The sequence below is a fragment of the Paenibacillus sp. P13VS genome, assembly GCF_015143645.1.
In the GTDB taxonomy this organism is placed as follows: Bacteria; Bacillota; Bacilli; order Paenibacillales; family Paenibacillaceae; genus Paenibacillus; species Paenibacillus xylanilyticus_A.
The window spans coordinates 250,565-266,587 of record NZ_WYEV01000002.1 but is presented as its reverse complement, the minus strand read 5'-3'; the positions used below and the strand labels follow the sequence as shown (position 1 = coordinate 266,587).

The following is a 16,023-nucleotide window of genomic DNA, read 5'->3' as shown; positions in this document are numbered from 1 at the left end:
TAGCTGGGAGAGATAAATCTAATGAGCAAAATCGCATTTGTATTTCCCGGACAGGGATCACAGGCTGTAGGCATGGCCAAGGACGCGTATGAGTCTGTGCCTGCGGCAGCAGAAATATTCCGTACAGCCGATGATGTGCTGGGCTTCTCGCTGAGCAATCTCGTGTTTGAAGGACCAGAGACTGAGTTGAAACAGACATCAAATACACAACCGGCTCTGCTCACTGCGAGTATTGCATTGCTTGAGGCTTTTAAAGAAAAAGGGATTGAGCCCGACTATACGGCTGGACACAGTCTGGGTGAATACAGTGCGCTCGTTGCAGCGGGCGTGCTGACATTTGCTGACGCCGTGAGCATTGTACGGGCACGTGGTCAGTATATGGAGCAAGCAGTACCAGGAGGGCAGGGAGCAATGGCTGCAGTTCTGGGTGCGGATCGGGAAGCGCTGGGGGTGCTTTGCCGGGACGTATCCGAAACGGGTCACGCGGTTGAACTTGCTAATATGAACTGTCCGGGTCAAATTGTTATTTCCGGTGTCAAGGAAGGTGTGGCTGCTGTAGCGGAACGGGTGAAGGAAGCTGGCGGCAAGCGTGCTATTCCACTGGAAGTTAGCGGTCCTTTTCATTCCTCATTGATGAAGGAGGCTGCTGGGAAACTGGCAGAGAAATTGGAGACTGTAACATTCTCGCCAGCCAAGGTTCCTGTAGTCGCTAATGTGACAGCAAGACCTGTGGAAAATGGACAGGTTCAGCAATTGTTGACGGAACAGGTCTATTCTCCGGTTTTATGGGAAGACAGTGTGACATGGCTTATTGAGCAAGGTGTAGATACCTTCGTTGAGATTGGTTCTGGAAGTGTATTGACCGGATTGATTAAAAAAACAGATAAATCCGTAAAATTGTACAATGTGAACAGTCTTGAAACGCTTGAAGCTACTGCAGCTGCATTAAAGTGATTAAATGACAGGTTATTTGGAGAAAGGAGGAATTAGGTTGTCTAAACCGTTAGAAGGTAAAAACGCACTGGTTACAGGGGCATCTCGCGGAATTGGCCGCAGCATTGCACTTGCTCTGGCTGAAGCTGGTGCGAATGTAGCCGTAAACTATGCAGGCAGTCAGGCTGCTGCTGAAGAAGTGGCGGAAGAGATTCGTGCCAAGGGAGTTCAGGCCATCACCATTCAGGCCAATGTTGGAGTAATGGATGAAGCTGAACAAATGGTCAAGACTACTCTTGAAGCCTGGGGCAATGTTGACATTCTGATTAACAATGCAGGGATTACACGTGATAATCTGATCATGCGCATGAAAGAGGAAGAGTTTGATCAGGTTATTGAGACCAATCTCAAAGGGGTATTTAACTGCCTCAAAGCCGTTACTCGTCCAATGATGAAACAACGCTCGGGCAGAATTATCAATATCTCTTCTGTGGTTGGTGTTCTGGGTAATGCCGGACAAGCCAACTACGTTGCTGCAAAGGCAGGGGTCATCGGTCTGACTAAGGCGTCGGCTCGAGAGCTGGCTTCCCGTGGCATCACGGTTAACTGTGTAGCACCGGGGTTCATTGAGACGGATATGACCAAGGAATTGTCACAGGAACTCGTAGATGGTATGCTGAGTGGCATTCCACTGTCCCGACTGGGTCAGCCGGATGAAATTGCCGGAGTTGTTACATTCCTGGCATCGGGAGCTTCATCGTATATGACAGGGCAGACATTGCACGTCGATGGCGGCATGTACATGTAAAACATCCCGGACTTAAATTAATAGTCGGGGAACAGGCGCTGGACGATCCGAAATGCCGGAAAAAGGCCGGATTCCCCGGCCGGGAGCCGCATATGTCTTCTATGGCATTTTGCCTGCGATTCTCGTATAATACCAAGGAGGAGGTGAACCGGATGTCCGATGTATTGGAGCGTGTAAAACGCATCGTCGTCGACCGCTTGGGCGCAGACGAAGCTGAAGTTACACTTGAAGCATCTTTCAAAGAAGATTTGGGTGCTGATTCTTTGGATGTAGTAGAATTGGTCATGGAATTGGAAGATGAATTCGATTTGGAAATCTCTGATGAAGATGCAGAAAAAATCACGACCGTAGGTGAAGTTGTAAACTACATACAATCTCATACCTAAAGTCAATTCAGTCCCGCACCTGTTTTCGAACAGGCGGGACTTCTCATCATTCATTGGTTTTTCTCATTCCGCAGCGATGCTGATCCAGCTTGATTTTCGAATCGGGATGGGTGAGCATCCGCTTGCGGATATTCCCACAAAATAATTGCGCAAGCAGTCGATATAGAGGTGAGTCGGTTTGAAACAAAGAGTAGTAATTACCGGAATGGGCGTAATGACATCGCTCGGAAAAGATTTGGAAACGTTCTGGGGAAGTTTAATGGCAGGCAAGTCCGGAATCTCTCAGATTGAGGCCTTTGATGTGAGTGAATACACGACACAAATTGCTGCCGAAATTAAGGATTTCAACCCGGATGAATATATGGATCGCAAGGATGCTCGCAAAATGGACCGTTTTGTTCAATTTGCTGTAGCAGCTGGTTTCAAAGCTGTTGAAGACAGTGGCTTGAAAATTAATGAGAACATCGAAGCCGAGCGCTTTGGCGTATCTATCGGTTCAGGTATTGGCGGATTGGGAACTTGGGAGGACCAGCACAATGCATTGCTGCAAAAAGGTCCAAAACGGGTTAGCCCATTCTTCATCCCTATGATGATCTCTAATATGGCTTCTGGCCAAATGTCGATTTCTCTCGGAGCTAAAGGTCCGAACACCAACGTAGTAACAGCCTGCGCTACAGGAACGCATTCCATCGGGGACTCTTTCAAGATGATTGCAAATGGTGATGCAGACGCGATGATCTGCGGTGGTGCGGAAGCGACAATCAGACCAACGGGTCTGGCTGGTTTCTGTGCAATGCGCGCGATGTCTACACGCAATGACGAGCCGGCTAAGGCAAGCCGTCCTTTCGATACAGGACGTGACGGATTCGTTATGGGTGAAGGAGCAGGTATTCTGATTCTGGAATCCTTGGAGCATGCTCAAAAACGTGGTGCACGTATCTATGGTGAAGTGATCGGTTACGGTCTGACTGGCGATGCTCATCATATGACTGAGCCGGATCCGGATGGAGCAGCACGCTGCATGAAGATGGCTCTTCGCAATGCCGGAATTGAACCGGAAGAAGTGGACTACATCAACGCACACGGTACATCAACTCCTGTGGGTGACCGATCCGAAACGCTGGCAATCAAAAAGGCATTTGGTGATCACGCGTACAAGCTTGCAGTAAGCTCCACTAAATCCATGACAGGTCACATGCTGGGTGCAGCTGGTGGCGTGGAAGCCGTAATCTGCGGACTGTCTCTGACTCATCAGACACTCGCACCTACGATCAATTTGGAAAATCAGGATCCGGAATGTGATCTGGATTATGTTCCGAATGTTCCGCGTGAAACCAACGTGAACGTAGTCATGTCCAACTCGTTTGGATTTGGCGGTCACAATGCTACCATTATCCTCAAAAAATTTGAAGCATAAGGGGCTAGTTCGTTTGAGTGAAGATCTGAAGCAGTTACAACACAAACTTCAAATCAAATTTGACAACAGGCAGCTTCTAAAACAAGCGTTTACCCATGCTTCCTATGTAAACGAACACCGATTCAGTCAGCACCAGGATAACGAACGTCTGGAGTTCTTGGGCGATGCGGTGCTTGAGTTGACTGTATCGGAATACTTGTATCATTTGTATCCTAACCGTCCGGAAGGTGAATTAACGAAGCTGCGGGCATCTATTGTCTGCGAGCCTTCCCTCGTCAAATTTGCAGAAGCACTTGGTTTTGGTCAGTATGTACTTCTTGGTAAAGGTGAGGAACTGACGGGAGGACGAACACGGCCGGCTTTGCTGGCTGATGTGTTTGAATCCTTCATCGGTGCATTGTATCTGGATCAGGGACTGGAGCCAGTCAGAACGTTTCTGGACCAGCATGTTTTTCCGTTGATCGTACTGGGCGGCAAGCTTCAGATGAGCGATTACAAGACGGAACTACAGGAACTCACTCAGCATCACAATATGGGAGCTCTTGAGTATCGGATCGTCGAAGAACGGGGCCCTGCCCATGAACGTGAGTTTGTCTCGGAGGTCCATATGGGTCAAGAACGGCTTGGCAGAGGTACAGGACGTTCCAAAAAGGAAGCCGAGCAGCAGGCTGCATCCGCAGCGCTTGATCGATTGAAGCTTCCGGAGGCCTGAGCTTTACCGGGTAGCGCATAGACAAACGAAGAGCAAAGAGCAGCCCCTCGGGTCCGCCCCGGCGGAAATTATCGGCCGGACTGCTTTTTGCTCTTTTTTTTGTAAAGAGAGGATGGGGAAAAAAGATTCATTCCTAATCCAAGTTCAGCGCTGAAGGAGCACATGAAATAAGCAAGAGGAGGTGACGGGATACCCTATGTTTCTGAAACGAATTGAACTGGGTGGATTCAAGTCATTCGCCGACAAAACAGAGATGGAATTCGTTCGCGGCATTACGGCTGTAGTGGGTCCGAACGGAAGTGGCAAGAGTAATATTTCAGACGGGATTCGCTGGGTGCTCGGGGAACAAAGTGCCAAATCACTACGGGGCGGCAAAATGGAAGACATCATTTTTGCTGGCAGTGATGCAAGAAAAGCCGTCAATTACGGTGAAGTGTCGTTAACGCTGGATAATGAAGATCACGCGCTTGCCCTTGATTTTGGTGAAGTGACAGTAACACGTCGTGTACATCGCAGCGGAGACAGTGAATATTTTATTAACAAACAGTCCTGTCGGCTGAAAGATATAACGGAATTGTTTATGGATACCGGGATCGGTAAGGAAGCGTACTCCATTATCGGACAGGGTCGTATCGAGGAAATTTTGAGTACTCGTTCTGAAGATCGCAGGGGTATCTTTGAAGAGGCATCCGGTATTGTGAAGTATAAATCCCGTAAGCGGGATGCCACACGCAAGCTGGACGAGACGGAGCAGAACTTGCTGCGGATTCACGATTTGGTTACAGAGCTGGAGGACCAGATTGGCCCGCTGAGAGAGCAGTCGGAAAAAGCGATTCACTACAAGGAATTGCGTGGACAGCTCAAGTCGAAGGAAATCTCCATGTATGTCTACCAGATCGAACAGATTCATGCGTCCTGGAGCAAGGCGAATGAACGGTTACAGTCGCTAAAAGAAGAAGAAGTTGGTCTTGCCGCCATTGTTTCCACACATGATGCCAAGCTGGAAAGCGACCGGAATGCACTGCGAATTCTGGAATCGGAGACAGAAGAGCTGCAATCTGCCTTGTTGCAGTTCAGTGAAGCCACGGAGAAAAGTGAAGGTCTGGGCGAATTGCTCAAAGAACGTTCTCGTCATCTGCAAACCAATCATGAGCAGCTCACGGTTACACTTGCTGCGAGTGAAGAACGACATCGGGAACGTGAGGCTGAGCTGCTTGCATTACGCGAGAAGTTTGGCAAGCTGGAGCAGGAACTGGGTGACGTGCGAAACCGTCTGTCTGAAGAAGAGGCGAAGCTCATTGGCGTTACGGGCGGTATCAGTCAGCAGCAGGAAGAGAGCCTTAAGGGTAATTTGCTGGAATTGATGAACCAGATGGCTCAGACGCGCAACGAGATCCGGTACGCCGATCAGCAGAAAGAGTCGCTTGAACGTCGCATGAACCGTGCATCCGAGGAATCCGGCAAGTGGGAAGAGCAGAAGCAAACGCTCGAAGCTCGAAAAGCCGAGATTGAGAAAAAAGTAGTCCGCTTGGGTAAAGAAATCAGTGACTTGCGCGGCGGATATATAACTGAAAGTGAACGACTGCAATCTTTGCAAAAGCTGCTGGAAGAGAGTCGCAGTACGGTTCGGAAATGGGAACAGAAGCGCGAAGCTCAGGTATCCCGCCGGGATACGATGAAAGAGATGCAGGATGATTTTGACGGATTTATGCTTGGGGTCAAAGAAGTCCTCAAAGCTTCTCGCAAAGGTACGCTTAGTGGTGTACTTGGAGCCGTGGCGGAGCTGGTTAAAGTTCCTGAAAAAATCGAATTGGCTGTGGAAACGGCAATGGGTGCTGCACTTCAGCATGTCGTTATGGAAAACGAGTCGGTCTCCAGACAGGCCATTGCATTCCTGAAGCAGCGTCAGCTCGGTAGGGCCACATTCCTGCCGCTTGATGTCATTCGTCCACGTACCGTTGGTTCCAGTGAGCGTTCCATGATTGAAGGCATGGATGGTTTCGTAGGAATTGGTGCGGATCTTGTACACTTCGATTCCCGTTACGCGAATATCATTGGAAGCCTGCTCGGGAATGTCATCATTGCCGAAACGCTGGAATACGCCAATAAAATCGCGGCACGCTGTCAGTACCGTTTCCGCGTTGTGACCCTTGAAGGGGATGTAGTCAATGCGGGCGGTTCCATGACAGGGGGAAGCCAGCACAAGAAAAATGTAAGTCTGCTCAGCCGGAAACGGCAGCTGGACCAACTGGACCAGGATATTTTGGATACCGAAAACCAGATTGTGAAGCTGCACCGCAGTGTTGACGATGTGAAAACCCAGTTGGAGCAATGCCAGGACAAGCTGGATGAGCTGCGTCAATCGGGTGATGATACACGAAATGCCGAACAGCAGGCATCGATGGAAATGAAACAGGTTGAGCACGAGCTGCGTCACGTGTTGGAACAGGTTGCGGTGGCTGGCCAGGAGAAAAGCGGATTTACCGAAGAAATCAAAGAGATGGATACGGCACGCGAAGCAGCTGTGCAGAAGCTGGAGCAGCTGGAAGAGGAAGAGAAGGCAACTCACCGTGCCATTCATGCTGCAGAGTTTGCCCGCAAAGCGAATGAGTCTGCGAAGGAAGAGCTGCAGAGCCAGTTGACCGAACTGAAAGTCAGAGAGGGTAAGCTGGATCAGGAACGGTTCTCGAATGAGGAGCAGCTGCGCCGATTGGAGCGGGAAGTGGAGTCGCTGGTCAAAGATTTACGTCAAAACCGGACACTGCTGGCTTCCATGGAAGCAGACATGAAGAAAACGCAGGTGGAAAGCGTCAAACAGATTGAAGATCTGAACCAGTTCAAGCTGAAGAAAACGGAAGCCTCCGAGCAGCTGGATTTCAAGCGTGCTGCACGAAGTGAGCTGTCGAAGAAGCTTGAACTTGCGGAGAGTGAAACGAAGGAACAGCGTACACAGTTAAAAGCGGTAGAAGAACAGATGCGTCAAACGGAAATTTCCGTAAACAGGCTTGATGTTGAACTCGAAAACATTCTGCGTAAACTGATGGACGACTATGAACTTGGATATGAGCTGGCGAAAGAGCGATACCCCGTACCTGAAGATGTAGAGAGCACCCAGGCAGAAGTACAGAAGCTTAAGCGCAGCATCTCTGCTCTGGGTGAAGTCAATCTTGGCGCGATTGAAGAATTCCAGCGGGTTAACGAACGTTACGAGTTCCTGAATGAGCAGAAAAATGATCTGGTGGAAGCTAAAACGACGTTGTATCAAGTCATCCGTGAGATGGAAGATGAGATGGCTAAACGTTTCAAGACAACGTTTGATGCAATCCGCCGTGAGTTCGGTACGGTATTTACCAAGCTATTTGGCGGTGGTCGTGCGGATCTGGTTCTGATGGACTCGGAACGGCTTCTGGAAACCGGAATTGATATTGTTGCCCAGCCGCCAGGCAAAAAACTGCAAAACCTGCAGCTCTTATCTGGCGGAGAACGCGCATTAACGGCCATGGCGCTGCTATTCGCCATCCTGCACGTGAAGCCAGTACCGTTCTGTGTGCTCGATGAAGTCGAAGCAGCGCTGGATGAGGCCAATGTGGTACGTTTCGCCCAGTATTTGCGGGAATTCTCCGAACAGACACAGTTTATCGTTGTTACTCACCGGAAGGGCACAATGGAAGAAGCGGATGTACTATATGGTGTCACCATGGAAGAGGGCGGAGTATCGAAGCTCGTTTCGGTTAGACTGGAAGATGAGGAAGCCGAAATAGCCAGTGCTTAAAGAAATCAATTCTATATGCATCAGGAACTTGTTAATTAAATAAACAGCACTAAGATTACGTACACGATGGAGGGGCTTTATGAGTTTCTTTAAGAAGCTGAGAGACAGCATTGCAAGCAAAACGGAGTCGGTAACAAAACAGTTCAAGGATGGACTGGAGAAGACTCGTAAAGGGCTTGTGGAGAAAGTATCGGATCTCGTTATTCGCCGCAAAAAGATCGATGAGGAATTCTATGAGGAATTGGAAGAAATCCTGATTGGAGCAGACGTTGGGGTCAATACCGTCATGAACCTGATCGAAGACCTGCGTGTTGAGGTCAAAAAACGCAAAATTGAAGACGCGGCTGAATTGCAGCCTGTATTGTCCGAGAAATTGACAGACCTCCTGCGCGGTGAACAAAATAACGAATTGAAGATGAATCCGGATGGCATTACCGTTATTCTGTTTGTCGGTGTCAACGGCGTAGGTAAAACAACAACGATCGGCAAGCTGGCACATCGTTTCAAACAGGAGGGCAAAAAAGTCATTATGGCTGCTGGTGATACCTTCCGTGCCGGTGCAATTGAGCAGCTCGAGGTATGGGGACAGCGTGCCGGCGTTGAAGTCATCAAGCAGCAGGCGGGATCTGATCCGGCTGCGGTTATGTATGATGCTGTGCAAGCAGCGAAACAGCGTGGAGCTGATGTTTTGCTTTGCGATACGGCAGGTCGTCTGCAGAACAAATCCAATCTCATGGAGGAGCTTAACAAGATCTATCGTGTTATTCAGCGTGAAATCCCGGAAGCTCCGCACGAAGTATTGATGGTTCTCGACGCAACAACTGGACAGAATGCATTGAACCAGGCCAAACTGTTTGGGGAGAAAAGCGGCGTGACTGGACTCGTGCTGACGAAGCTGGATGGTACGGCGAAAGGTGGTATTGTTGTTGCCATTCGTCAGGAACTGGATCTGCCAGTGAAGATGGTAGGTCTTGGTGAGAAAATTGACGACCTGCAGCCATTCGATTCCGAGCAATTTGTACATGCCTTGTTTGCCGGATTGATTCAGGAGCAGCCAGCTCAAGGCACAGAGGAAGAAGAAGCGAATACCTAAAAGTTGATAAAATGATAAGCCCTATTGCCGTTGATGAGCGTGTACATACATGTTAAGTCACCGGCAATAGGTGTATAATGGAAGAATGTAGATATCTTAATAGGGTTAGAAAGGACGGTTGATATGGCCAATACCTACACCTATTCCCGCCGTGAAGAAGTCGCTAATGCAGTGACTCATGGAATCGGCGCTGCGCTCAGCGTTGCAGCACTGGTGCTGTTGATTGTTTTTTCGAGTATGAAAGGTACAGTCTGGCATGTCGTCAGTTTCACGATCTACGGGATCACGATGCTGCTTCTTTATACGAATTCGACAATGGTTCATGCATTGAAAGAAGGCAAGGCCAAGGATCTGTTCGAGTTTTTTGACCATTCCTCGATCTATTTGTTTATTGCAGGTACGTACACGCCATTCTTGTTTGTAGCTGTTCGCGGCACGCTCGGATGGAGTCTGTTCGGAGTCATCTGGGGCATTGTAATCGCAGGAGTGATTTTCAAAGCCTTCTTTACGAAAAAATTCCTGTTTATGTCCACGATCTTCTACATTGCCATGGGCTGGCTTATCGTCATTGCCTGGCAACCGCTCGTTGCGGCGATCCCTTCTGGAGGAATAGTCCTCTTGGTTGCAGGTGGTCTGATGTATACACTTGGGACACTATTTTATGTATGGCGCGGCTTTCCATACCATCATGCGATCTGGCATGTATTTGTGCTCGCTGGCAGTATTCTTCATTTCTTTGCCGTTCTGTTGTACCTTACGCCGCTCAGATAGAAACGTAAAAACGAATCGACTTCTCAACGGAGACGTATTCGTTTTTTGTTCGTTTTGGAGGTGTTGGATATGAAGAAAAAAGCCACAAATCAATGTTTTGGATGCTTCAAATAGATGTTTTTTTCGTGACAAGTATTTTTGCTTGACATCCTGATTTGTTTTCGGTATTATTAGGAACGTTGCAAGAGTGTAAAGTGTTTTTCCTTGACGAAGGGAGTGCCCTGATATGAGTCAAGAAAACCGGCTTGAGAAGACAAACCGGATTAACTTGCTGTTTGCTTTCTATGAACGTTTGCTTACTGAGAAACAGCAAACATTTCTGAAATATTACTTTCATGATGATTTCTCGCTTGGTGAAATTGCAGCCGAGTTTGAGATCAGCCGCCAGGCGGTATATGAGCATATCAAGCGTGCTGAGCAGGTGCTGGAAAATTACGAAAGCAAGCTGGGCTTGCTGGAGAAGCACGAGCGACGCAGCCGCAATCTTGAAGAATTGCAAAATGCACTGGAACGCGCAGGCGTCTCCATTGATAACAACAAACAAATAAACGATATTGTTCACCAGCTCCGGGAATGAGGAAATGGGATGGAACGTATCGGTTCTAAAAACAGTATTACAGCTTAAGGAGGTGGGATCATGGCATTTGAAGGATTAACGACCCGATTGCAGAATGTGTTCAGCAAGCTGCGCGGCAAGGGCAAGGTGTCGGATGAAGATGTTGCCGAAGCTATGCGTGAGGTACGTCTGGCATTGCTCGAAGCGGATGTAAACTTCAAAGTGGTCAAGGAATTCATCGCCAAGGTGAAAGAGAAAGCTGTCGGCAAGGAAGTTATGGAAAGCTTCACGCCAGGCATGGTCATCATCGACATCGTAAACAAGGAACTGACGGACTTGATGGGTGGAAGCCAGTCGAAACTGGCTAAAGCGAACAAGCCGCCTACGGTGCTGATGATGGTCGGTTTGCAGGGTGCTGGTAAAACCACGACATCCGGTAAGCTCGCTAAAATGCTGCAGAAGCAGAACAGCCGACCATTGCTGGTCGCGGGGGATATCTATCGTCCGGCAGCGATCAAGCAATTGCAAGTACTGGGTGAGCAGATCAAGGCTCCGGTGTTTACATTGGGAGATCAGACAAGCCCGGTAGAGATCGCACGTCAGGGTCTGCAGCATGCCAAGGATAACGGCAATGACTATGTCATCATCGATACCGCGGGACGTTTGCATGTAGATGAGGAACTGATGGAAGAGCTGCGCCAGATTCACAGCGTAGTGAATCCGGACGAAGTCCTGCTTGTGGTCGATAGTATGACAGGTCAGGATGCTGTTAATGTGGCGGAACACTTTAACCAGCAGCTTGACTTGACCGGAGTCGTTTTGACCAAACTGGATGGCGATACGCGCGGTGGTGCTGCCCTTTCGGTAAAAGCAGTCACTGGCTGCCCGATCAAGTTTGCGTCACTCGGCGAGAAGCTCGATGCTCTTGAACCTTTCCATCCGGAACGGATGGCTTCACGGATCCTCGGCATGGGGGATATGCTTTCCCTGATTGAGAAAGCACAATCCAACATTGACACCGAAAAAGCCAAGGAAATGGAACGCAAAATGCGTAATGCAGAATTTACGTTCGAGGATTTCCTGGAGCAAATGGATCAGGTGAAGAAGCTGGGACCTATCGATCAGATCATGGATATGATTCCCGGCATGGGCAAGATGAAGCAAGCCAAGGACTTGAAAGTGGACGACAAGCAAATGGGCCGGATTGAAGCGATTGTGTACTCCATGACTACCGAGGAGAAGCGCAACCCCGACATGATCAATCATAGTCGCCGGAAACGTATTGCTACAGGTAGTGGTACATCTCTGGCTGAGGTTAATCGTCTAATCAAGCAGTTTGATGAAATGCGCCGCATGATGAAACAGTTCTCGGATATGATGGGACCTAAAGGCGGCAAGAACAAGGCAATGAAGCAGCTGAAGGGTCTTGGTAAAGGAATGAAGTTTCCTTTCCGTTGATTACAAGGGTTGCTGAGGAATATACAGATTTCATTGAAGGAGGTGAATTTTCAAATGGCAGTTCGTATTCGTCTGAAACGTATGGGTGCTCACAAAGCTCCTTTCTACCGCGTAGTGGTATCGGATTCCCGTTCCCCACGTGACGGTCGTTTTATCGAGGAGATCGGTTACTACAACCCGGTTGAACAACCGGCTGTTGTTAAGATCGATGAAGATAAAGCATTGCAATGGCTTCAAAACGGTGCGCAAGCATCCGACACTGTCCGCAACTTGCTGAGCAAAGCGGGCGTGATGAAGAAGTTCCACGAGTCTAAATTGACTAAATAAGGTGCTGATTCGGAGGGTCATCTATGGAAGAATTAGTAAGCATAATTGCTAAGGCTTTGGTCGATCATCCGGAAGATGTGGCGGTTCGGACGGTTGAGAAAGACCGGCTTGTCGTTTACGAGTTAACTGTTCATCCTGACGATGTCGGGAAGGTTATTGGTAAACAAGGGCGAATCGCAAAATCTCTTCGTACGGTCGTCACATCAGCAGCAGTTAAGATGGATAAACGGGTTACCGTCGATATCATATCTTAAAGATATACGAAAGGGGGTTAGGATGCATGTCCTAGCCCCTTTTCGTGCATGCTGAAACTTAAATACTATGATTGACTAGCTCGTCAAACATGAATCACGCTCACGCTTGCCTTTATCACTGAATTTTAACCTTTGAATCATGAAATTTAAGATTAGAGGATTATAGCGATTGGATAACGATCTATTACCGGAACGACTGTAGGAAGATCATAACTACGAACAATATTGAATGAAATGCAGGAGGAACGTATGGCAGAGTTTATGAATGTAGGTAAAATCGTCAATACACACGGAATTCGTGGTGAGTTGAAAATCATGCCTTTAACCGATTTCCCGGAAGTACGTTTTGCAAAAAATGCGGAGCTGTATTTGTTTACACCCGACAACCACCCTGTGCTGGTTCATGTGGAATCCGCGCGCTTGCATAAAAATATGTATATCGTCCGATTGAAGGAATACGGAAACATTAATGAAGTGGAAAAGTTCAAAGGCGGTATAGCCAAAGTTTCCAAAGAGAACTTGGCTGAGCTGGAGGAGAATGAGTATTACTTCCACCAAATCGTTGGATGTACTGTTGTGACTGAAGAAGGTGAGAACCTGGGAACCATCTCCGAGATTCTTACACCTGGAGCCAACGACGTATGGGTTGTTAAAACGGCGGCAGGCAAGGAAATTCTGTTACCCGTTATTGACGATGTAGTGCTTGATGTCGATGTGAATGAGAAACTGGTAAAGGTTCATCTGATGGAAGGATTGCTGTAACATGAGAGTAGATGTACTAACGTTATTTCCAGAAATGTTCGAAGGTGTATTCGGGACAAGCATTCTTGGCAAAGCTCAGACGAAGGGGCTCGTGTCACTGAATGCAGTAAACTTCCGGGACTACGCTACGAATAAACATAATACGGTTGATGATACACCTTATGGCGGAGGCGGAGGGATGGTATTAAAGCCTGATCCGATCTTTGCTGCTGTAGAGGATGTTCTTGAAAAGCACAGCGAAGAGTCAGCCGCAGCATCGAGCAAACCTCCTCGCATTATTCTAATGTGTCCGCAAGGTGAGACGTTTACACAGAAAAAAGCAGAAGAGCTGGTACAAGAAGATCATCTGATTTTTATCTGTGGACATTATGAAGGCTATGATGAGCGTATTCGCGAATTTCTCGTCACCGACGAATTATCCATTGGAGATTATGTATTAACCGGAGGTGAGCTGCCTGCAATGGTTGCCATTGACAGTGTTGCTCGTCTGATCCCGGGTGTACTCGGAAACGAGACGAGTGCTGTGACGGATTCGTTCAGCACAGGGCTGCTCGAATATCCGCATTATACACGACCGCCTGAATTCAGAGGCATGAAGGTACCGGATGTGCTGTTATCTGGACATCATCTGAATATTGATGCATGGCGCAGAGAACAATCTCTGATTCGTACGTTGGAGCGCAGACCGGATATGCTGGATACTGCTGAATTGACCGAAAAAGAACGGCTATGGCTCGATAAACTTCGTTCTGAGATGGAACGGACTTCCGAGTAGCTGCACATATTTTAAGATCGCATGGTAAGTAGCATTGCTATGATTACAAGATATACAGGCCACCCTTAGGTAATGAGGTTGGTCTTTTTTGTTGTTGTGGAAGTATAGGGTGGAAATTTCGTGATGTTCGAAAATGTAAAAATATGGATTAAATAAGCAAACTATTATAAAATGTAATTATGAAACGTTGTTTCACTAAATGAAACTTGGAGGGGTTACTGAAATGAATTATAGCTTTTATGGTCTGGATCATGTCCAACTTGCGGCACCAGAAGGATGCGAAGCGGAGGTACGGAGTTTTTTTCATAACCTTATGGGATGGACAGAAATTCCGAAACCTGAAGCTCTAAAAAAACGTGGTGGCGTATGGTTTCTATGTGGAACGCATCAGGTTCATATCGGAGTACAAAAAGATTTTGTGCCCGCTACCAAAGCTCATCCGGCATTTCACGTTCAGAACCTAGACTTACTTAAGGAACATTTAAGCAGCAAACAGGTTCATATCATAGATGATGATGCGAGAACGGATGAAGGAGTAAAACGCTTCTATGTTCACGATCCTTTTGGCAATAGGTTGGAATTTTTGGAATGGACTAAATAAGATGAGGCAGCGTTCATATCCTGCAGAGTAAACCATGTGAATGTTTATTTTTTCAGGAATTCAGAACAAGAGCTATCAAAAACAGATGAGATCTTTATGTTAAATTTAGGGTGAGCAATCTATAACGATTAAACGGAGGAGGAAGATGATGAATCATCAGCCTTACGAGATCGGCAGAATAGATATAAGTAAAGCCGGGGAACGGTGCAAAATGCTTCTCGGGGATCTGAATGGGGATGGACGATTAGAGTTACTGCTGGTTCAAGCTGACGGCGGAATCGATGACCGTTATGTTCCGCACCAGGTATCCTGTCTGACCGCATATGATCTGGATGGAGAGCTCCTCTGGCAAGTGGGAAAGCCTGATCCGGATGCTGGTGGTCCTGGATCGGATTACCCCGCTCAAATTGCGGATTGGGATGGAGACGGGAACATTGAAGTCATTTGTATTATGGGTAAGCAGTTTTTGATTTTGGACGGTAAAACCGGAGATATTAAAAGAACACATTCTTTACCGGGTGACGAGGCACATGACTGCATTATTCTTGCGAATCTGACCGGAGATGAACAGAAGCTGGATGTCCTACTCAAAGATCGGTATAAAACCTTATGGGCCCTTGATCATGATTTCAATCTTCTATGGAAGCACGAAGGCAATGTAGGACATTTCCCATGGGTATACGATATTGATGCAGATGGGAAGGATGAGGTAATGGCAGGCTATGACATGCTTGATCATGACGGAACATTGCTATGGTCTTGCACTGATCTGGACGATCATGCCGATTGTATCTGGTTTGGAGATGTGAACGGAGATGGTCATGTTGAAATAGTTATCGGCGGCAGTGTAACGGTAATGATGGACCGTTACGGCCACGAGATATGGCGCTATGCCGATTCTATTGAATCGCAGCACATCGCGTTAGGAAAGTTTTGCGACGGGCTGCCCGGTTTGCAGATCGCTGGTCTTGATCGTATCATTCGCGGTGATGAGCATGGAAAAGACGGAATGTTTTTGCTGGATTACGAGGGGAAAGAACTCTGGAAGGAAGATCGCACGACACGTGGCTGGCTGACGATTATAGAGCCTGTACGGGACTGGGATGATAGTGGACTGGATTATATATTAGCTTATCGCAGAGGCGGAGGGGTACTGCCTTCTTTGGTAGATGGACAGATGCAATCGGTTGCAGTATTCGAAAAAGAAGGATATGCCGTACATGCGGATCTCTGTCAGACCGGGAAGGAACAGATCATCATCTATGATGCGAATGAAGCTGTCCTGTATTCCAGCTCCAAGATTGAACTGACTCCGTGGGCCTCAAAAAAAGCCGAGCCACAGTCCAAAAGACTGTACAGCTCGACTCTATATCCTGGCGGAGAAGTGTTGATTTAATT

16 protein-coding genes are annotated in these 16,023 nt (G+C 47.7%); all 16 read left to right on the top strand.

Annotated elements, in window-relative coordinates; genetic code table 11:
* The first annotated feature begins 21 nt into the window (after positions 1–21).
* Positions 22–954, top strand: a complete 933-nt coding sequence (fabD, locus tag GUA98_RS02375; RefSeq protein WP_153977973.1) for an ACP S-malonyltransferase — start codon at positions 22–24, stop codon at positions 952–954.
* Between the two features lie 37 nt (positions 955–991).
* Positions 992–1,741, top strand: a complete 750-nt coding sequence (fabG, locus tag GUA98_RS02370; RefSeq protein WP_095287862.1) for a 3-oxoacyl-[acyl-carrier-protein] reductase — start codon at positions 992–994, stop codon at positions 1,739–1,741.
* Between the two features lie 152 nt (positions 1,742–1,893).
* Complete coding sequence (gene acpP, locus GUA98_RS02365; RefSeq protein WP_024630176.1) at positions 1,894–2,127, top strand: acyl carrier protein; 234 nt, start codon at positions 1,894–1,896, stop codon at positions 2,125–2,127.
* Positions 2,128–2,305: 178 nt separating this feature from the next.
* Complete coding sequence (gene fabF, locus GUA98_RS02360; protein ID WP_095287861.1) at positions 2,306–3,544, top strand: beta-ketoacyl-ACP synthase II; 1,239 nt, start codon at positions 2,306–2,308, stop codon at positions 3,542–3,544.
* A gap of 13 nt (positions 3,545–3,557) precedes the next feature.
* Complete coding sequence (gene rnc, locus GUA98_RS02355) at positions 3,558–4,256, top strand: ribonuclease III (RefSeq protein WP_095287860.1); 699 nt, start codon at positions 3,558–3,560, stop codon at positions 4,254–4,256.
* 196 nt (positions 4,257–4,452) lie between these two features.
* Positions 4,453–8,028, top strand: coding sequence for a chromosome segregation protein SMC (smc, locus tag GUA98_RS02350; protein ID WP_193721946.1), 3,576 nt, complete (start codon positions 4,453–4,455; stop codon positions 8,026–8,028).
* A 79-nt stretch (positions 8,029–8,107) separates the two neighbouring features.
* Positions 8,108–9,121, top strand: coding sequence for a signal recognition particle-docking protein FtsY (ftsY, locus tag GUA98_RS02345; RefSeq protein ID WP_153977975.1), 1,014 nt, complete (start codon positions 8,108–8,110; stop codon positions 9,119–9,121).
* A gap of 123 nt (positions 9,122–9,244) precedes the next feature.
* Positions 9,245–9,892 carry a PAQR family membrane homeostasis protein TrhA gene (gene trhA, locus GUA98_RS02340; protein WP_193721945.1) on the top strand — a complete coding sequence of 216 codons (648 nt, stop codon included), beginning with the start codon at positions 9,245–9,247 and terminating at the stop codon, positions 9,890–9,892.
* 226 nt (positions 9,893–10,118) lie between these two features.
* Positions 10,119–10,469 (top strand): putative DNA-binding protein, encoded by a 351-nt coding sequence (locus GUA98_RS02335; RefSeq protein WP_153977977.1) that lies wholly within the window; start codon positions 10,119–10,121, stop codon positions 10,467–10,469.
* Between the two features lie 60 nt (positions 10,470–10,529).
* A complete protein-coding gene (gene ffh / locus GUA98_RS02330) occupies positions 10,530–11,906 on the top strand; it encodes a signal recognition particle protein (RefSeq protein ID WP_024630183.1) in 1,377 nt (458 codons plus the stop codon).
* Positions 11,907–11,960: 54 nt separating this feature from the next.
* A complete protein-coding gene (rpsP, locus tag GUA98_RS02325; protein WP_024630184.1) occupies positions 11,961–12,233 on the top strand; it encodes a 30S ribosomal protein S16 in 273 nt (90 codons plus the stop codon).
* Between the two features lie 23 nt (positions 12,234–12,256).
* The gene (locus tag GUA98_RS02320; RefSeq protein ID WP_024630185.1) at positions 12,257–12,487 is read left to right on the top strand and encodes a KH domain-containing protein; all 231 of its coding nucleotides are present in this window, start codon (positions 12,257–12,259) and stop codon (positions 12,485–12,487) included.
* 249 nt (positions 12,488–12,736) lie between these two features.
* Entirely contained in the window at positions 12,737–13,249 is a 513-nt protein-coding gene (gene rimM / locus GUA98_RS02315; RefSeq protein WP_095358712.1) for a ribosome maturation factor RimM, read from the top strand.
* A 1-nt stretch (position 13,250) separates the two neighbouring features.
* Complete coding sequence (gene trmD / locus GUA98_RS02310; RefSeq protein WP_153977978.1) at positions 13,251–14,024, top strand: tRNA (guanosine(37)-N1)-methyltransferase TrmD; 774 nt, start codon at positions 13,251–13,253, stop codon at positions 14,022–14,024.
* 223 nt (positions 14,025–14,247) lie between these two features.
* Positions 14,248–14,625 (top strand): VOC family protein, encoded by a 378-nt coding sequence (locus GUA98_RS02305; RefSeq protein ID WP_193721944.1) that lies wholly within the window; start codon positions 14,248–14,250, stop codon positions 14,623–14,625.
* 148 nt (positions 14,626–14,773) lie between these two features.
* Entirely contained in the window at positions 14,774–16,021 is a 1,248-nt protein-coding gene (locus GUA98_RS02300; protein WP_193721943.1) for a hypothetical protein, read from the top strand.
* Positions 16,022–16,023 lie beyond the last annotated feature (2 nt).

What these genes read in the sequence shown, in the direction of transcription:
- rimM (WP_095358712.1), top strand. Translation starts at nt 12,737, where the DNA reads ATGGCAGAGTTTATGAATGTAGGTAAAATCGTCAATACACACGGAATT.
- GUA98_RS02305 (WP_193721944.1), top strand. Translation starts at nt 14,248, where the DNA reads ATGAATTATAGCTTTTATGGTCTGGATCATGTCCAACTTGCGGCACCA.
- trhA (WP_193721945.1), top strand. Translation starts at nt 9,245, where the DNA reads ATGGCCAATACCTACACCTATTCCCGCCGTGAAGAAGTCGCTAATGCA.
- GUA98_RS02320 (WP_024630185.1), top strand. Translation starts at nt 12,257, where the DNA reads ATGGAAGAATTAGTAAGCATAATTGCTAAGGCTTTGGTCGATCATCCG.
- rpsP (WP_024630184.1), top strand. Translation starts at nt 11,961, where the DNA reads ATGGCAGTTCGTATTCGTCTGAAACGTATGGGTGCTCACAAAGCTCCT.
- ftsY (WP_153977975.1), top strand. Translation starts at nt 8,108, where the DNA reads ATGAGTTTCTTTAAGAAGCTGAGAGACAGCATTGCAAGCAAAACGGAG.
- acpP (WP_024630176.1), top strand. Translation starts at nt 1,894, where the DNA reads ATGTCCGATGTATTGGAGCGTGTAAAACGCATCGTCGTCGACCGCTTG.
- ffh (WP_024630183.1), top strand. Translation starts at nt 10,530, where the DNA reads ATGGCATTTGAAGGATTAACGACCCGATTGCAGAATGTGTTCAGCAAG.
- trmD (WP_153977978.1), top strand. Translation starts at nt 13,251, where the DNA reads ATGAGAGTAGATGTACTAACGTTATTTCCAGAAATGTTCGAAGGTGTA.
- GUA98_RS02335 (WP_153977977.1), top strand. Translation starts at nt 10,119, where the DNA reads ATGAGTCAAGAAAACCGGCTTGAGAAGACAAACCGGATTAACTTGCTG.
- GUA98_RS02300 (WP_193721943.1), top strand. Translation starts at nt 14,774, where the DNA reads ATGAATCATCAGCCTTACGAGATCGGCAGAATAGATATAAGTAAAGCC.
- smc (WP_193721946.1), top strand. Translation starts at nt 4,453, where the DNA reads ATGTTTCTGAAACGAATTGAACTGGGTGGATTCAAGTCATTCGCCGAC.
- fabD (WP_153977973.1), top strand. Translation starts at nt 22, where the DNA reads ATGAGCAAAATCGCATTTGTATTTCCCGGACAGGGATCACAGGCTGTA.